16 protein-coding genes are annotated in these 14,994 nt (G+C 72.8%); 8 read left to right on the top strand and 8 right to left on the bottom strand.

All coding sequences use genetic code 11. The features are described 5' to 3' along the window. Positions 1 to 199 precede the first annotated feature (199 nt). A complete protein-coding gene (locus AB0E19_RS00080) occupies positions 200 to 391 on the top strand; it encodes a hypothetical protein (protein ID WP_362170601.1) in 192 nt (63 codons plus the stop codon). A gap of 81 nt (positions 392 to 472) precedes the next feature. On the opposite strand, the gene AB0E19_RS00075 is transcribed toward AB0E19_RS00080, so the two are convergent. The 5 genes from AB0E19_RS00075 to AB0E19_RS00055 form a co-directional block, all read right to left on the bottom strand. Next, a complete protein-coding gene (locus AB0E19_RS00075) occupies positions 473 to 1,696 on the bottom strand; it encodes an MFS transporter (RefSeq protein ID WP_362170598.1) in 1,224 nt (407 codons plus the stop codon). Then, complete coding sequence (locus tag AB0E19_RS00070) at positions 1,693 to 2,259, bottom strand: Chromate resistance protein ChrB (RefSeq protein WP_362170595.1); 567 nt, start codon at positions 2,257 to 2,259, stop codon at positions 1,693 to 1,695. Before AB0E19_RS00070 ends, AB0E19_RS00075 begins: the two co-directional genes overlap by 4 nt. Positions 2,260 to 2,396: 137 nt before the next feature. Beyond that, the gene (locus tag AB0E19_RS00065; RefSeq protein WP_362170592.1) at positions 2,397 to 3,695 is read right to left on the bottom strand and encodes a GDSL-type esterase/lipase family protein; all 1,299 of its coding nucleotides are present in this window, start codon (positions 3,693 to 3,695) and stop codon (positions 2,397 to 2,399) included. Between the two features lie 727 nt (positions 3,696 to 4,422). After that, positions 4,423 to 5,613 carry an ATP-binding protein gene (locus AB0E19_RS00060; protein WP_362172238.1) on the bottom strand — a complete coding sequence of 397 codons (1,191 nt, stop codon included), beginning with the start codon at positions 5,611 to 5,613 and terminating at the stop codon, positions 4,423 to 4,425. Positions 5,614 to 5,744: 131 nt separating this feature from the next. Beyond that, positions 5,745 to 6,404 carry a response regulator transcription factor gene (locus AB0E19_RS00055; protein ID WP_362170590.1) on the bottom strand — a complete coding sequence of 220 codons (660 nt, stop codon included), beginning with the start codon at positions 6,402 to 6,404 and terminating at the stop codon, positions 5,745 to 5,747. 89 nt (positions 6,405 to 6,493) lie between these two features. On the opposite strand from AB0E19_RS00055, the gene AB0E19_RS00050 reads away from it, so the two are divergent. From AB0E19_RS00050 to AB0E19_RS00035, 4 genes are all read left to right on the top strand, one after another. After that, complete coding sequence (locus tag AB0E19_RS00050) at positions 6,494 to 6,991, top strand: hypothetical protein (RefSeq protein WP_362170587.1); 498 nt, start codon at positions 6,494 to 6,496, stop codon at positions 6,989 to 6,991. A gap of 113 nt (positions 6,992 to 7,104) precedes the next feature. Beyond that, positions 7,105 to 8,169 (top strand): peptidoglycan-binding protein, encoded by a 1,065-nt coding sequence (locus tag AB0E19_RS00045; protein ID WP_362172235.1) that lies wholly within the window; start codon positions 7,105 to 7,107, stop codon positions 8,167 to 8,169. Next, positions 8,169 to 9,044 carry an ABC transporter ATP-binding protein gene (locus tag AB0E19_RS00040; protein WP_362170584.1) on the top strand — a complete coding sequence of 292 codons (876 nt, stop codon included), beginning with the start codon at positions 8,169 to 8,171 and terminating at the stop codon, positions 9,042 to 9,044. The genes AB0E19_RS00045 and AB0E19_RS00040 overlap by 1 nt, the downstream gene beginning before the upstream one ends. Beyond that, a complete protein-coding gene (locus AB0E19_RS00035; protein ID WP_362170581.1) occupies positions 9,044 to 10,309 on the top strand; it encodes an ABC transporter permease in 1,266 nt (421 codons plus the stop codon). The genes AB0E19_RS00040 and AB0E19_RS00035 overlap by 1 nt, the downstream gene beginning before the upstream one ends. Before the next feature lie 205 nt (positions 10,310 to 10,514). On the opposite strand, the gene AB0E19_RS00030 is transcribed toward AB0E19_RS00035, so the two are convergent. Next, on the bottom strand, positions 10,515 to 11,501 hold the full coding sequence (locus tag AB0E19_RS00030; RefSeq protein WP_362170578.1) for a hypothetical protein: 987 nt from the start codon (positions 11,499 to 11,501) through the stop codon (positions 10,515 to 10,517). 130 nt (positions 11,502 to 11,631) lie between these two features. Between AB0E19_RS00030 and AB0E19_RS00025 the strand changes: the two genes are divergently transcribed. Continuing rightward, positions 11,632 to 11,766 (top strand): hypothetical protein, encoded by a 135-nt coding sequence (locus AB0E19_RS00025; RefSeq protein WP_362170575.1) that lies wholly within the window; start codon positions 11,632 to 11,634, stop codon positions 11,764 to 11,766. Positions 11,767 to 12,846: 1,080 nt separating this feature from the next. Then, positions 12,847 to 13,278, top strand: a complete 432-nt coding sequence (locus tag AB0E19_RS00020; protein ID WP_362170572.1) for a VOC family protein — start codon at positions 12,847 to 12,849, stop codon at positions 13,276 to 13,278. A 383-nt stretch (positions 13,279 to 13,661) separates the two neighbouring features. On the opposite strand, the gene AB0E19_RS00015 is transcribed toward AB0E19_RS00020, so the two are convergent. Next, on the bottom strand, positions 13,662 to 14,126 hold the full coding sequence (locus tag AB0E19_RS00015) for a cupin domain-containing protein (protein WP_362170569.1): 465 nt from the start codon (positions 14,124 to 14,126) through the stop codon (positions 13,662 to 13,664). Between the two features lie 165 nt (positions 14,127 to 14,291). Then, positions 14,292 to 14,411 (bottom strand): helicase, encoded by a 120-nt coding sequence (locus tag AB0E19_RS00010; RefSeq protein ID WP_362170566.1) that lies wholly within the window; start codon positions 14,409 to 14,411, stop codon positions 14,292 to 14,294. Positions 14,412 to 14,491: 80 nt separating this feature from the next. Between AB0E19_RS00010 and AB0E19_RS00005 the strand changes: the two genes are divergently transcribed. Beyond that, positions 14,492 to 14,872 (top strand): ankyrin repeat domain-containing protein, encoded by a 381-nt coding sequence (locus tag AB0E19_RS00005; RefSeq protein WP_362170563.1) that lies wholly within the window; start codon positions 14,492 to 14,494, stop codon positions 14,870 to 14,872. Positions 14,873 to 14,994 lie beyond the last annotated feature (122 nt).

The raw sequence follows: 14,994 nt of genomic DNA, 5'->3' as shown, positions 1-14,994 counted from the left end.
CTCCCCGCTTCCGACTCCTCGCACGCCCCCAGGGAGCCGAACGGCCGAACACCGCAGCCGCGGCACGGCAGACCGTCCCGCCGGTCCGGGCGAGCCTGGGGCGTACTCCCGATGCCTCGCGCCCCTTGCGTACGATGCCGCCCGAGGCTCGCCCGGACCGGCGGGGCATCATCGGGTCCACGACGTCACGGGCCGCCCCGTGGCCGACCTCGGCCTGGCGCTGCCGCCGCTCCTCGTCCGGCGCATCCTCGCCGAACTCCACCGCGCACGACCGAAGGGCGACCTTCCCCAGCGGCTCGACGCGCTCGCCCGTGCCGGCCGGCTCTTCGCCACCGGCATCCTCGACGGCGAGACCCCGAGAACCCGCGCGCCCGGCAGCACCGGCTCGTGACCTGTACGAGCGCCTGGGCCATGGTGCGTACAGCCGTGAACCGGACGCCCGGGACGAGGAGGGGCCGGGGCTCTCGTGGGTTCAGTGGTTCTCGGTGGAGCTGTGGGCTTCCTTCGGTGCGGGGGTTGTCCGGGGGCGGCGGGCCAGGGCGATCAGGGGGGCTGCGGCGAGGAGGAGGGCGAGGGCGCCGTAGCCGGTGGTGAGGGTGGTGACGGTGGCGACGCCGGCGACGAGGAGGGGGCCTCCGGCGTCGCCGAGTTCGCGGCCGAGTTCCGCTGAGCCCATGGTCTGGCCCATGCGTTCCTCGGGGGTGGCCGCGGCCAGGGCGGCGAAGCCGAGCGGGGTGATCAGGCCGGTGCCGGTCCCGATGAGCGCGGCGGCGAGGAGGATTCCGGCGAGCCCCGGCAGCATCGCGGCGGCGAGACCGGCGGCGGTGACGAGGAGTCCGGTGAGCAGGCCGGCGCGGGTGGTGAGGCGCCCGGCGTCGAGGGCGCGGCCGGCCTTGGGCTGCACGAGGGCGGCGGTGGCGGCGAGGACGGAGACGGCGGCACCGGTGGCGAGTGGGCCGAGTCCGGCGGCGGCGCCGGTGACGGGCAGGAAGCCGACGCCGACGGAGAGGGCGGCGGTGGCGGCGGCGAGGGCCGCGGTGGGGGCGAGGAAGGAGCGGTCGGCCAGGCGGCGGGCGAGGTCGGCGACCGTCTGCCGCTTGCGGGGCAGTGGGGGTACGGCGGGCACGGCGAGGGCGGCCCACAGGGAGACCGCGGCGGCGCACAGGGCCATGACGGTGAACAGCAGACGCAGACCGCCGGCCCAGACCAGCAGGCCGCCGAGCAGGGGGCCGAGGGTGTAGCCGATGGACTTGTAGAAGCCGTAGCTGCCGAACGCGCGCCCGCGCTTGGCCGACGGGTTGAGGCGGGCGACCATCGCGGAGGCCGCGGGGGAGAAGGCGGAGGCGGCGGCGCCCTGGCCGAGGCGGGCGGCCCACAGCCAGCCGGGGCTGTCGGCGAGGGCGTACAGCGCCGAGGCGGCGGCGAAGGCGACGAGGCCGCCGAGGAGGACGGGCTTGCCGCCGATCCGGTCGGCGAGCGAGCCGAAGACGGGCTTGAGGAGGACCTCGGCGCCGTCGTAGAGGGCGAGCAGTCCACCCAGGACGAGCAGGGAGGTGACGGCGTCCTCGGTGAACCCGCCGAGGTTGGCGGCGATGCCGTGGGCGCCGAACGCGGTGGTGAACCCGGCCGCGTACAGGGGCCACATCGCCCGTCTCGGGGCGGCCTGGGGTATGGGCCGGGGGGAGGCGCTGGTCATGAGGGTTCCTCGCTGCCGGTGTGGAGGGCGGCGAAGACGCGCTCGGCGTAGTCCTCGCACTCGGCGGTGCACTGCCTCAGCCGCGCTGCGGCCTCGGCGGCCTCGGGAGCTCCGAACACGTCCCGGGCGGTGAGGTCGCGGTGCCAGCGGCGCAGGCGCTCCAGGCTCTGTTCCTCCTCCTCCAGTTCGGCGAGGGTGAACTTGCCGATCCGGATCTCCTTGGCGATCTCCGCCCCGAACTTCGCGCAGTCGGAGAGAAACTCCGCCCAGTCCGCCGAGCGGGCGGCCGTGAACAGCTCACGGAAGCGGGCGGCGTCATCGGCGGAGCGGCCCGCGGCCTGGAGCGTGATGCCCTGACCGCCCGCACCGTCGGTGAGTTCGAGGGCGCGCCGGACCCCGTCGGCGAAGACCGGGACCTCCGGTACGGCCCAGATCCCCTGGCCCAGGGAGAGGGCGCCGATCCTGCGCAGCTCCCGCCACACCGCCACGCGGTGCCGGGAGGGTTCGGCGGGCAGCTTGATCACCAGGATCAGCCACCGCACGGAGTCATCGGGTTCCGTCACGGCGCAGAATGTAGCAGGCGTTACATCGATCATCGTGTTCGGAACTCGGGAATCCGTGCACCGCCGCGGTGTGCTGCCTGTCGGACCGGGCCGGCATCGCGGTGCCGGCCCGGTCCGACCGCGCCCGCCGGCGGGCGTCAGGGGATCGTCAGCCCGCAGACACGGCTGGCGGGGTCGTGGAGCCGCAGATCCCTGATCATCTTCTTGGCCATCACGAGGTGGCCGCGCTGGTTGGGATGGAGTCCGTCACCGAGGAGGGAGAGGGGCACCGCCCCTCCGTTGGACTTCAGCCAGTGCGCGTGATGGTCGACGAGGACGACGTTCAGTTCGGCCGCGACCTCCCGGGTGATCCGGGCGTAGTCGCCGAGGGAAGCCCGATCGGTCCAGCGGTCGACGTCGACCGGGTTGGGTGTCTGGAGCAGGGGGATCGCCCCGTCGGGCACAGCGCGGACAGCCGTCACCAGCTTGCGCAGGTTGGACCGGAAGACAGAGGGCCCGGTGGCCGCGGTGGCGGCGTCGTTCGTTCCGAGCATGATCGATACGACGCGGGGGCGGAACGCGGCGACCCGATCGGCGAACTTCGCCACGAGGTCGTTCGTGGTGCTGCCGCTGACGCCGGTGTCGATGACGAAATCGCTGTTCTTCGGCCTGCCGAGTTCCCAGCGCACCCGCTCCTGGAAGTGCTCGGGGTAGCTGCGCCAGCCGTTGGTCCACAGGGCGCCGTGGGTGATGCTGTCCCCGGTGGTCAACCAGACGGCAGGCTTGTCGGAGTTGAGGATCATCGAGAGCCGGCCGGCGTCGGCGAGGTCCACACGGACGCTCTCGGCGGCGATCTCCGACTGGGTCAGGACGCGGTCCCAGACGGCGACCCGCTGGATCCTGCCGGTGTAGAACCACCTGCCACCGGGCTGCTCGCTGTCGAGCGTGCGGGCGACGTTGAGCGCGGTGAGGCCGGGCACCGAACCGAAGAAGGACGCCTGGGGGACGGTGAGGACGGGGCGTCCGTCGGCGTGGAACGTACAACCGGCCGGGGAGACGGTGATCGCGACGGTGTGGAGCGCACCGTCGTCGTACATGGTGCGGGTGAGGTGGTTCTGTTTCACGACCCCGCCCTGGCGGACGGAGAACTGCAGGCGGCCGCCACTGACGCCGACCGTGAGTCCCGTCGACGGCTTCGTCGGGTCCGAGGCGCTGATCAGGGTCATCGAGAGGTTGCGGCTCGTGGTGGCGAAGGTGGCCAGGACCGTGCCCGCGGTGAGTCCGCGGACGGTGCCGATCGTGGCGGAGAGATCGGTGTACCTCCGGCCGTCGTAACTTCGGTCGAGTCGCCGGTCCAACACGGCCGGGGTGGCCGTGGCCGCGAAGGCCCAGGTGAACGGGGTGGTCAGGGCCGCCGCCAGGGTGCCGGCGGCCTGCAGGACGGATCGTCTGCGCAAGGTGTTCCCCTTCGGGGTGGAGGGCGCCCGTGCCATGCGGGACGCCCCTGTACGGGCTGACGCCGGCGGCCTCCCGTCGGCGGGTGGGGCCAGGCCGTGCCGCGAAGTCCTGATCAGCCGGCCGGTGGAGCGTGTCCCGTCCGCTGCGGCGGGCGACGCGCCCCTCGGGGGCCACCGCCGCCGTCGCCGTCGCCGACGACGTGGGGGCCGCCTCGCGTGCTCCTGATTCCCGGGGCCCGACCGGAGCCTTCCCCCACCGTCACCTGCCTCGCTTCCGGCCTCGCCGGTGCCGGGCCTGGCGTGCCTTTCCTCTGCCGTGTCCACCGAGGCACCGAGATCGCCCCCGAGCCTCCTGCGCCCAGATCGCCGAGCATCCATCCCTCCACCGCGACCGCGTCGATCAGGCCTTCATCACTGTGCCGTACTTCACCGCCGGCCACCTCGATGGCCGCGCCGATACCGTCTCGCTCTTCGCGATCGCGCAGATGGACCTGATCTGTCCCTCCGCTGACCGGAGCCTCAACACCACGCGGAGGGGCTGGAGGAGGCGAGGGCTGTACGGCGTGGGACTCCACCGTGTGGGACGACCGGCGTGGGACTGCGGGGAACCCAGCGGGGTGGGGGGTGGGGGAGAGGACATCGGATGGAACTGCGGGTCAGGAAGTCCGCTCTGCGCTTCCCTCCTGCGAGGGGGTGCCCACACCGCCCGCCACCAGGTCCCACCGGCCTAGAACGTCACCCGGACCGTCAGACCGCCCGTCTCACCCGCGTTGGGCGTCGGCGTCGCCTCGGCGCCGTGGGCGCGGGCGATGGCGTCGACGATCGGCAGGCCCAGCCCGGCGCCCTCCCCGGGGGCGTGCGTGCGTGCGTTCAGGCGGCGGAAGGGCTCGAAGAGCAGCGGGACCGTCTCGGCGGGCACGACCGGACCGGTGTTGGTCACTTCGATGCCGGTGCCCGGTCCGGTACGGACGTCGACGCGTCCGCCGGGGACGTTGTGCCGTACCGCGTTTGCGATCAGGTTGTGCAGCAGCCGCTCCAGGAGGACCGGGTCGCCCTCGACGGTCAGCGGCAGGGCCCGCACCGCGACGCGGACGTCGCGGTCGGCCGCCTCGTCGGCGAGCGCGGCCGCCGCCTGCCGGGCGAGTTCGTCCACCGCGACCGGGCGGCGTTCCTTCAGTCCCTGTTCGGAGGTGGCGAGGAGGAGCAGCCCCTCGATGATCCGCTCGCTGTCGTCGGCGACCTCGATGAGCTTCGCCCTGATGCGGGCCACCTGCTCGGGGGACGGATCCCCGGCGAGTCCGATCTCGGCCGCCGCGCGCTGGACGGCGAGCGGGGTGCGGAGTTCGTGCGCCGCGTTCGCCGCGAACCGCTGCTGGGCGGAGACCAGCCGCTCCATCCGGCCGAGCATGCCGTCGAACGTGTCGGCGAGCCGCTTCAGCTCGCCGGGCGGCCCGTCCAGCGCGATCCGCTCGTGCAGGTTCTCGCCGGAGAGCCGCCGGGCGGTGTCGGTGATCACGGCGATCGGTCGCAGGACCCGGCCCGCCGTCCACCACGCGACCGCGACCGACGCGACCGCGTAGCAGACGAGGACGAGGACGGAGACGGTCAGGAGCCGGTCCAGGGCGGCGGATCCGGCCGCGTCGCTGACCGTGCGCGTGAGCGCCATCGCCTCACCCGGCAGGACGCCGGTGGCGCTCGGCGCGGGGCTCGCCGGCAGGGCCCGGGTGGGGCCGGCGGTCGCCCACGGCGACGGCAGGTCCTCCAGCCGCTGGGCCGGGACCGCGGTGGTGACCGCCACGCTGATCGACGAGTACAGGCCCTGCTGGACGAGCAGGTACACGACCCCCGAGAGCAGGGCTCCGGCGACCACGAGCAGCACGGTGTACAGGGCCGTCAGCCGGACCCGTTCGCCGCTCAGAGCCGGCTCGCGGCCGCCCCGCGCGCCGGCGTCCGCCGTCCGGTGCGGTGCGGAGGAGCGCCGTGCGGAGGGGCGCGGTGCGGTGGGGCGCGGTGCGGTGGGGCGCGGCGAGGCCCCGCGGCGCAGGCCCCTCACGACGCGATCCGGTAGCCGGCGCCGGGGACGGTCTCCACCACCGGCGGATCGCCGAGTTTGGCCCGCAGCTTGCTGAGGGTGACCCGTACCGCGTTGGTGCGGTAGCTGGTGTGCTCCTCCCAGACCTGCTCGATCAGGTCCTCGCCGCTGACCACGGCGCCTTCGGCGCGCAGCAGCGCCTCCAGGACGCCGAACTCCTTGGGCGACAGGTGCAGGTGCCGTCCGTCCCGGTCGGCCTGGCGGCGGGCGGTGTCCAGGACGATCCCACGCCGTGCGAGGACGGGCGGGAGCGCGGGCCTCGCGCGCCGGCCCAGGGCCAGGACGCGCGCGAGGAGCTCGTCGTAGGCGAAGGGCTTGGTCAGGTAGTCGTCGGCGCCCATGCCGAGGCCCTCGACCCGGTCCCGTACCGTGCCCGCCGCCGTCAGCATCAGGACCCGGGTCATCAGCCGCTGCTCGACCACGCGGCGGCACACGTCGTCGCCGTGCATCCCGGGAAGGTCCCGGTCCAGGACGAGGACGTCGTACTCTCCCAGCCGCAGCTTCCGCAGGGCTTCCAGGCCGTCGGCCGCGATGTCCACGGCGATCGCGTCGCGGCGCAGCCCCTCCGCGATCATCTCCGCGAGGAACGCCTCGTCCTCCACCACCAGTACGCGCATGGCCCCTGTGTATCCGAAGGGGACCTTTCGGCGGTGTAAACGAAACCGTTGAGAGAAGCGAAACATCCCTTCGCGGCAGCCTCTGCGGCATGACGATTCGACGGATCATCCGCACGGCAGCCGCCCCCTGTCTGGCCGCGGCCCTCGCCCTCCTCGCCACCGCGTGCACCGGTTCCGACACCGGCGGGAAGGACTCCGGGAGCGCGAGCGAGGAGGGGAAGAAGGCCGACCAGGCCTTCGAGCACCGCAAGTGCCTGCGCGAACAAGGCCTCGACGTTCCCGAGCCCAAGCCGGGCGAGGAGGGCGTCGGGCTCACCATCGGCGGCGACGGAATGTCGAAAGAGAAGATGGAGAAGGCGTTCAAGGCCTGCGCGGACAAGGCCGGAGGCAGCGGATTCGGCAAGGAGCCGACACAGGCCGACAAGGACAGGGCGCTCGCGTACGCGAAGTGCATGCGGGAGAACGGCTTCGACATGCCCGACCCGAAGTTCGACGGGAGCGCGCAGAAGGCCCTGCCGATACCGCAGGGCGCGGAGAAGCAGAAGTTCGAGAAGGCGATGAAGGCCTGCGAAGGCGTGGCCCGTTGAACGGCCCGACGAGTGGCCCGACGAGTGGCCCGCTGACAGGTCCGGCGGACGACGCGCGGACCGGCGAGCGGCGGCCGCTCGGGCGGCGGCGCCTCGGGTTCGCGCTCCTCGCCATCGTCGCCCTCGCGGGCGGCGGGGTCGCCGTCACCGCGCTGACCGTCCCACCGGAGGCGTCGTCCGGGCCCGCGGACTCCGAGGGACTGCCGTCCGCGACGGCTCCGATCACCAGGGGCGACCTGGCGGACAGCTCACAGCAGGACGGAACCCTCGGTCACCTCGGGGAACGCAAGATCAACGCGGGCGGCACCGGCGGCACCCTCACCTGGCTGGCCCCCGCCGGCTCGGTCGTGTCCCGGGACGAGCGGCTCTACGAGGTCGACGGCGCGGCCGTGCGGCTGATGTACGGCGACGAGCCCATGTACCGGACCCTGAAGGCGGGCGACGAGGGCAGGGACGTACGGCAGCTGGAGGAGAACCTCGCCGCCCTCGGGTACACCGGCTTCGACGTCGACGAGGAGTACACGGCGAAGACGGCCGCGGCCGTCAAGCGCTGGCAGAAGTCCCACGGCGTGAAGCAGACCGGCACCGTCGGACCGGACCTGATCGCCTTCGCGGGCAGCGCGGTACGGGTCAAGGAAGCCGGCTCCGGATCCGGTGGCGACTCCGGCGGCGGGGGTCGGATCGCCCCCGGCGACCGGGTCACGGCGGGCTCCCCGGTCCTCACCGTGACGGGCTCCGAGCGGGTCGTCTCCTTCCGGGTCGCCGCCTCCGAGGCCGGTTCCGCGAAGACGGGGACGCGCGTCGGCGTCACGCTTCCCGACGGGACGCGGCTGCCGGGGAAGGTGACGGCGGTCGGCAGGACGGCGACGGCCGGTGACGACCCCCAGGATCGCACCCCCAAGATCGACATCACGGTCTCCTTCGACGACCCGGCCGCGGTCAAGGGTGTCGACCAGTCCCCGGTCACCGTCGAGCTCGTCGGCGAGACCCGCAGGGACGTCCTCTCCGTCCCGGTCAACGCCCTGCTCGCCCTGCCTGACGGCGGGTTCGGCGTCGAGGTGGTCGAGAACGGTGCCTCGCGGGACGTCCGGGTCGAGCTCGGCATGTTCGCGCAGGGCCGGGTCGAGATCAGCGGCCCGGGCCTGCGCGCGGGCATGAAGGTCGGGGTGCCGTCCTGATGACCTTCATGCCGCACTCCACCGCGGGCCCCGGCCCCGGTGACACCCCCGGCCGGGAGTTCGCCCCGCACCTCACCGCGGGCCCCAGCGCCGGCCACACCCCCGGCCCGGAGCTCGAACCGGTCTCAGGCCAGGTCTCCGGCCAGGTCGCCGTCCCGGTCGACGGCCCGGTCCGCGCCCCCGACCGGCCGCCGGTCGTCGAGCTCACCGGCGTCGTGAAGGAGTACGCGGGCGGCGTCCGCGCGCTCGACGGCGTCGACCTCATTATCGGAGCGGGCGAACTCGTCGGCATCGTCGGCCCCTCGGGCTCCGGCAAGTCGACCCTGCTCCACATCGTCGGCACCCTCGACCGCCCCACCTCGGGAACGGTCGCGATCGCCGGCCACGACGTCGCGAGGCTCACCGACCGCCGCCTCTCGGCCCTGCGCGCCCGCCACATCGGCTTCGTCTTCCAGGCCTTCCACCTGGCCCCGGGCCTCAGCGCCGTCGAGAACGTCGCCGAGGGGCTGCTCTACTCCGGGCTGCCCCGGGCCCGGCGCCGGGCGCTGGCCGCCGGGGCGCTGGCCCGGGTCGGCCTCGCCGACCGCATGCGGCACCGGCCGCACGAGCTGTCGGGCGGTCAGAAGCAGCGCGTCGCCATCGCCCGCGCCCTCGTCGGGCAGCCCGACCTGCTCCTCGCCGACGAACCCACCGGCGCGCTGGACACGGCGTCGGGCCAGGCCGTCATGGAGCTGCTGCACGCCCTGAACGACGAGGGCGCCACGATCGCGGTCATCACCCACGACACCGAGATCGCGCAACGGCTGCCGAGACAGGTCCGGATCCGCGACGGCCGGGTCGTCGCGGACTCGACCCGAGGAAAGGTCGTGCTCTGATGCCCGGCAGACGCACACGCACGGCGCCCCCGGCGCCCCCGGCGGCCGCGCGGCAGACGGGTGACCGGCGGACCGCCGTGCTCAGGGCCCGCCGCCTCGGCCCCCGCGACGTGCTGCACGTCGGCTCGGCGGGGCTGCGCAGCCGGCCCGTACGGGTGGTGCTGTCGGCGCTCGGGATCGCCATCGGCATCGCGACCATGATCGCGGTCGTCGGCATCTCGGCCTCCAGCCAGGCGCAGTTGCTCCAGCGGCTCGACGCGCTCGGCACGAACATGCTGGTCGCCAAGCCCGGCGAGGGGATGTTCAGCGGTCAGGAGGTGAGACTGCCCAAGGACGCCGTCGGAATGGTCGGCCGGATCGAGGGCGTGGAGGAGGCCGGCGCGACCGGAGACCTCAGGCACTCGGTGCGCCGCTCACGGCTGATCCCGGAGGAGGAGACGGGCGGCATCGCGGTGAAGGCGGCGACGGAAGGGCTGCTCGACGTGCTGCGCGGCACCCTGGCCTCCGGCAGCCGGCTGAACGCCGCCACCGGCCGCTACCCCTCCGTCGTCCTCGGGCACGTCGCCGCGGAACGGCTCGGCATCGACCGGCCGGGGCGCCAGGTCTGGGTCGACGACCGCTACTTCACCGTCGTCGGCATCCTCGACCCGCTGCCGCTCGCCCCCGAGATCGAGCGCTCCGCGCTCGTCGGCTGGGACGCGGCGCAGCGGCTGCTGGGCTTCGACGGACATCCCACCTCGGTGTACGAGCGGTCCACGGACGCCTCCGTCCGGCAGGTCCAGCGGCTGCTCGCGCCGACGATCGACCCGCGGAACCCGCAGAACGTCGCCGTGAGCGACCCGTCCGAGGCGCTCAAGGCGAAGGCGGCGACGGAGGGGGCGTTCTCCACCCTGCTCCTGGGCCTGGGCGGGATCGCCCTGCTGGTGGGAGGCGTCGGGGTTGCCAACACCATGATCATCTCGGTCCTGGAGCGGCGGCACGAGATCGGACTGCGCCGTTCGCTCGGTGCGACGCGGGGTCAGATCCGCATCCAGTTCGTCACGGAGTCCCTGATGCTCTCGGGCCTCGGCGGCATCGCCGGCGTGGGCCTGGGCGCGGCGGCGACGGCCGTGTACGCCTCCGCCGGGGGACTTCCCTGGGTCGTCCCGCCCTGGGCGGCCGGAGCCGGCTTCGCCGCGACGCTCCTGATCGGCACGGTGGCCGGCCTGTACCCGGCGGTGCGCGCCGCCCGTCAGTCACCGACGCTGGCCCTGGCGGCGGCGTAGGGGGACGACCGGTGGCCCGCCACGGCTCGGCGCGCGAACGCCGGGCCGTCGGCGGGGCGCGTACCGTTCCGGGGCCGGGAGGGCGGTGGGCCGACGTGGGTCGCATCGTTCCGGGGCCGGGGGAGGGCGGGCTTCGCTGATCCGACCGACTTCCCCGGTCCTCCGGACCTTCCCGCCCTCCGGACCTTCCCGCCCGCCGGATCCGTCAGTCTGCCGGTCGGGACGGGGGTACGGCCGCCGACGGCTCCTCCCGGAACCAGCGGATGGGACCCTCGGTGAGCCAGGATCCGTCGCCGAGGGGGTGGATGTCGTAGGAATGGGCGGCCTCGACGGCCAGCGGCTCGCTGTCGACGGTGCCGGTGGACACGTCGACGAGGTGGAACCGGTACCAGTCCTCCCCGTCCTCGGTCTCGCCGGCGAGGGTGACCACGGCCGTGTCCGGCGTCAGATAACCGCCGCTCCACTCCACGACGGTCTCGTCCGGGTCGTACCCGAAGGCCTCGACCGGGAGGGCGAGGAGCACCTCGCCGCCGGGGTGGCGGTGGAAGGCGACGTCCGCCTGCGCGTGGTCGACGGTCATGAACTGCTCGCCGCCGGGGGAAAGGGCGATCAGACAGCGGTCGGGCCAGGGGTACTCGGTGAACTCCACGTCCACGTCCACGTCCCCGTCGCCACCGGGCACGCCGCGCAGGACGACCGTGCCGTCCTGCCCCTCACCGATGTCGAGATAGACGCTGCCGTCCACGGGGTGCACGTGGTGGAAGCCGCCGTGCCCGGCCGTCCGGACTTCCCGGCGGGCGAGGACCGCCCCGCTCTCGGCGTCGTGCAGGACCCACTGGTCCGCATCGGCGCGGCCCGCCATCGCGTCCGGCCGGTAGACCCAGACGGTGCGGCCGTCGAGGGAGAGCGCGCAGCCGGGCCGGTGGCCGTGGCGGACGTCGGAACGGGGGGCGAACTCGGACTCCCACAGCAGGTCGCCTGAGCGGTCGAGGCAGACGACCCGGTGCAGAGTGGTGTACACGACCCGCGCAAGGTCCGGCCGGACCGCCGACCCCGTCACCTCGTCGCCGTCCAGCGGCCGGAACACCGCGGCGGGCTCCAGCGTCCCGATGGCGTCCGGTTCGACCGTATAGGCATGGATCCCGTCGTCGTGGTGACGGGTGATGACCACTGGGGGCTGCACGGGAACCATCAGCCGAGCCTATCCCGTGCCGGGCGCCTGTTGATCTTCCGCGTCGCGGAAGGTGGACGAGGCTGCCGGTCGTGCGCGGACGACGGGCGCGCGCGAGGGACACCGGACGGAGGGCCGAGGGAACGGGTGGATGCCGAGCTGTTCCCGGACGGGCGACCTGGAGGAGGCCCGGTTTGTGGCGGGACTCCTCCACGCCGACCTCGGAGCCCGTCTCCAGCGCTGCACGGACGCCCTCGAAGCGCACGGCATCTCCCACCCCTTCTGATCGGCCCCGCGCCACTTCCCGACGCGTTCAGGCCGAGGGGAGGCGCTGTGGCGGGCGCGGGTCCGGTGGCGCGGATCCCGGGGGCGTCACGCGCCCCACGATCCTGGGGTCAGGCGCCCCGGGATCCCCGGCGTCAGGGGCTTCCGCCTCCACCGGGCGCGTACCCCTCCGGCCGCCCGCCTCGCCCTCAGGGCTGCCCTCGCCACGGCTGCCTGGCGGTCGAGCGCTCCTTCAAGCGGCCTACGCGCGCCTTCCGTTCCGCTCCGGTGAGAAGTCCGATGAGACGGGCAGGACAGGTGAGACAGGTGAGACAGGTGAGACAGGTGAGACAGGTGAGACAGGTGAGACAGATGAGACGAGTGGGATGGGTGAGGCCCAGCCCCGGGTCACGTTCCTCCTGCGGACAGGGTGTCTTCTTCCGCTCATGCAACGCCCGCCCGGTGCGGGACGGCCACCGTCTCGGCCTGCGCGGAGCTGGTGCGGCGGCCGGCGGGGGTTGCCCACCGCCGCCTGGCGGGTACTGAACTCCGGTTCGTGGGTGAGCCGTTCGACCAGCGGGGGAGTGGCGTCGGTCCGGCAGGGGCAGTCGGCAAGGGGCGCCGCAGGGGTGGTCCGCGGAGCGCGTGGCGACGTCCTCGCGGGGGAGGCGGGAGCGCGTCTCCGCCATCCAGGCGGAGAAGGTGCCGCCGAGCCGTGCGTACACCCCGGAGCAGGAACTCCTCCGGGGTATCCGGATGGTGCACGGCCGGCCGGTCCTCCACCTCGGGGCCCCGTTGCACGCCTCTCCTGGCCCCGGACGCCACCGGGTCGTGGGCGTCGCGTCGCACGCGTCCAGCGCAGCGGCCCACCGCACCTCGGAGTCGGAATCGGCGTCGGCGAGCAGCGCAGACTTGTCGTCCGGCGCCGGCTGGAACGAGTCCAGGAGGGCCGTCCCTACGAGGGGGGCGGGAACGCCGAGCAGGCGCGCGCACCCCGTCCGGGATCGCGCGACGCAACGGCGGATGGCAGGGGACGTCTTCCTGGCAACGTGTGGATCCACCCGCCTGGGGAGATGGGGAGCACCCCTGTTATCGTGCGCCGATGTCAACGATCAAGCAGTTCCAAGTGACCTTCGACTGTGCCGAACCTGCGCGGCTCGCCGCCTTCTGGTGCGAGGTGCTGGGGTACGTCGTACCGACGGTCCCGGAGGGCTTCTCCACGTGGGAGGAGTACCACCACTCGCTGCCGCCTGAGGACGAGGTCTACTTCGCGTGTACCGATCCCTCGGGTGCGGGTCCGCGCGTGCTCTTCCAGCGAGTTCCCGAAGGCAAGGTCGTCAAGAACCGGGTGCACCTCGACGTGCGGGTCGGTACGGGGCTCGTGGGCGACGAGCGCCTGGCCACTCTCGAGGCCGAATGTGCACGGCTGACGGCGCTCGGCGCGAAGCACGTGCTGACGCAGCGCGCCGATGGCGTCAACGAGTCGTGCATCACGATGCAGGACATCGAGGGCAACGAGTTCTGCCTCTCCTGAGTCTCCGCCGAGTTCCTGGAGGCCCCGTCGCAGTCCCCGTGGCCCTCGACGGCGGTGCTCCGGATCGTCGGGTTGCGGATGATGACGTTGGGGGTGCCGGGGTCCGGGTGCAGCCTGTCGTGGACCAGCACGGCGGTGTCCCCGAGTCCGATGACGGTCTTGTCGGAGCGACGGTGATCTCGGTGCCGAATGGCCGGCGGGTCAGGGCGCCGGACACCTGGATGACGTACGGCTCGGCGGCCTGGGCGGGCAGGACGGGGGCGAGGGCGGCCGGCAGCACACCGGAGCGGCGGGCACGCGCGGCCCCGTGCATGGCACCGACTACGGCGGCCTCGACCCGGCCGGGCGGCCGGCTGCGTCCGCCCGGCGAGGTTCGGCTCTTCTCAGGCGCAGGAGCAGCAGTAGCAGTAACACATCAGCGCGCCGTAGCGGCCGACCTCGAAGGAGTACTCCATCCCCGCCGGGATGTACATCCAGTCCCCGGCCGTGAGCTCATGGCCGTCGTAGATGATCGACCCGCTCGCGATGAACCGGATGCCGGCGCCGCCGTTGTGCGCGTGTGGGGACGCCTGCGCACCCGGCTCGGCCACCGTGATGTACAGCTGGGACTCGCAGGCCATGTACACAGGAAGCTGCCACTTGCGGAACCCCGGTGGGACATTGTCGACCTCGAGCACCTTGAGCGCCTTCTCGACTCCTGGGTCCCTTGAGGTGATGATGCTGCCCTCGACGTCGAGTCCGCTGTCGCGGACCGCGTTCTTGATGCGCTCCACGCCCTGCTCGAACGTGAGCCTGTTGGGATCGAAAGTCTGCTTCGCCACGGGCTTCTCCTCCTGTGCGATGGCCACGGGCCATCCTGAGTTCGGTCGAAGAAGTGCGTTCCCCCGCCTGCTTCGGCCCCACGGCAGGTGGAGAGCTTTCACTGCGACAGCGTCATCGAAGCAACCATGCGGCGTAGCTGCGTTCGGAAGGGCCCTGCTCTTCCTCCTCTGACGGAGGCCCTACGACACCCGTCACGCCCACGCCAAGCCGAGCTTCCGCAGGGCGTCCAGCCGCTCCTGGTCGAGCTTGTCCCGCCAGGTCTTGGCGTTGGACACCGACGCGCTGAGCTTCACTGCCACCGCCACTGCCATCGCCACCGGCTCCGTCTAGGACCTGTCCGGCCGATCAAGGTCGCGTTCCATCGGGCAGAATGCCCTGGGTGGATGCCTCAATGACCATCGCGGATGCCCTGAATCACAAGAACCCTTGGACGCCCGCTCACCAAGCGGTGGAGCTGAGCGAGCACGCCACGCTCACGCGCATCCTCGACGAGGGAGCCGACGCTGACGAGGTCTGCTGCCAGATGACTCTGCTGATGCACGCCATCGACACAGAGGTCGATGTCGCGAACCAGTCGGGGGAGCCGATCGACAGCGCACTGACCGCGATCCTCCTGGCATACGGTGCTGATCCACATCTCGCGGTGAACGGCGAAGCCGCCTACGACTGGGCCCGCAAGCTCCGCCACGACATGGCGATCAGGCTGATGGATCGGTTCAGCACCCGCACCACCAAGCTGGCAGCCCGATTCAGAAGGGTCCGCCGACAGTAGCTTCTGCCGATGATCGGCCGGACAGGTCCTAGTAGTGCTTCGTTAGGTCTGCTGTCCGTGAGGTTGCGAATGGTGCCTAGGATGCGGGCCATGGTGATCATCGACGTAGCTTCAGTCGCAAG

Origin of the sequence: Streptomyces sp. NPDC047974 (genome assembly GCF_040653375.1) — a bacterium.
Taxonomy (GTDB): domain Bacteria; phylum Actinomycetota; class Actinomycetes; order Streptomycetales; family Streptomycetaceae; genus Streptomyces.
This window is presented reverse-complemented; position numbering and strand designations above follow the sequence as displayed.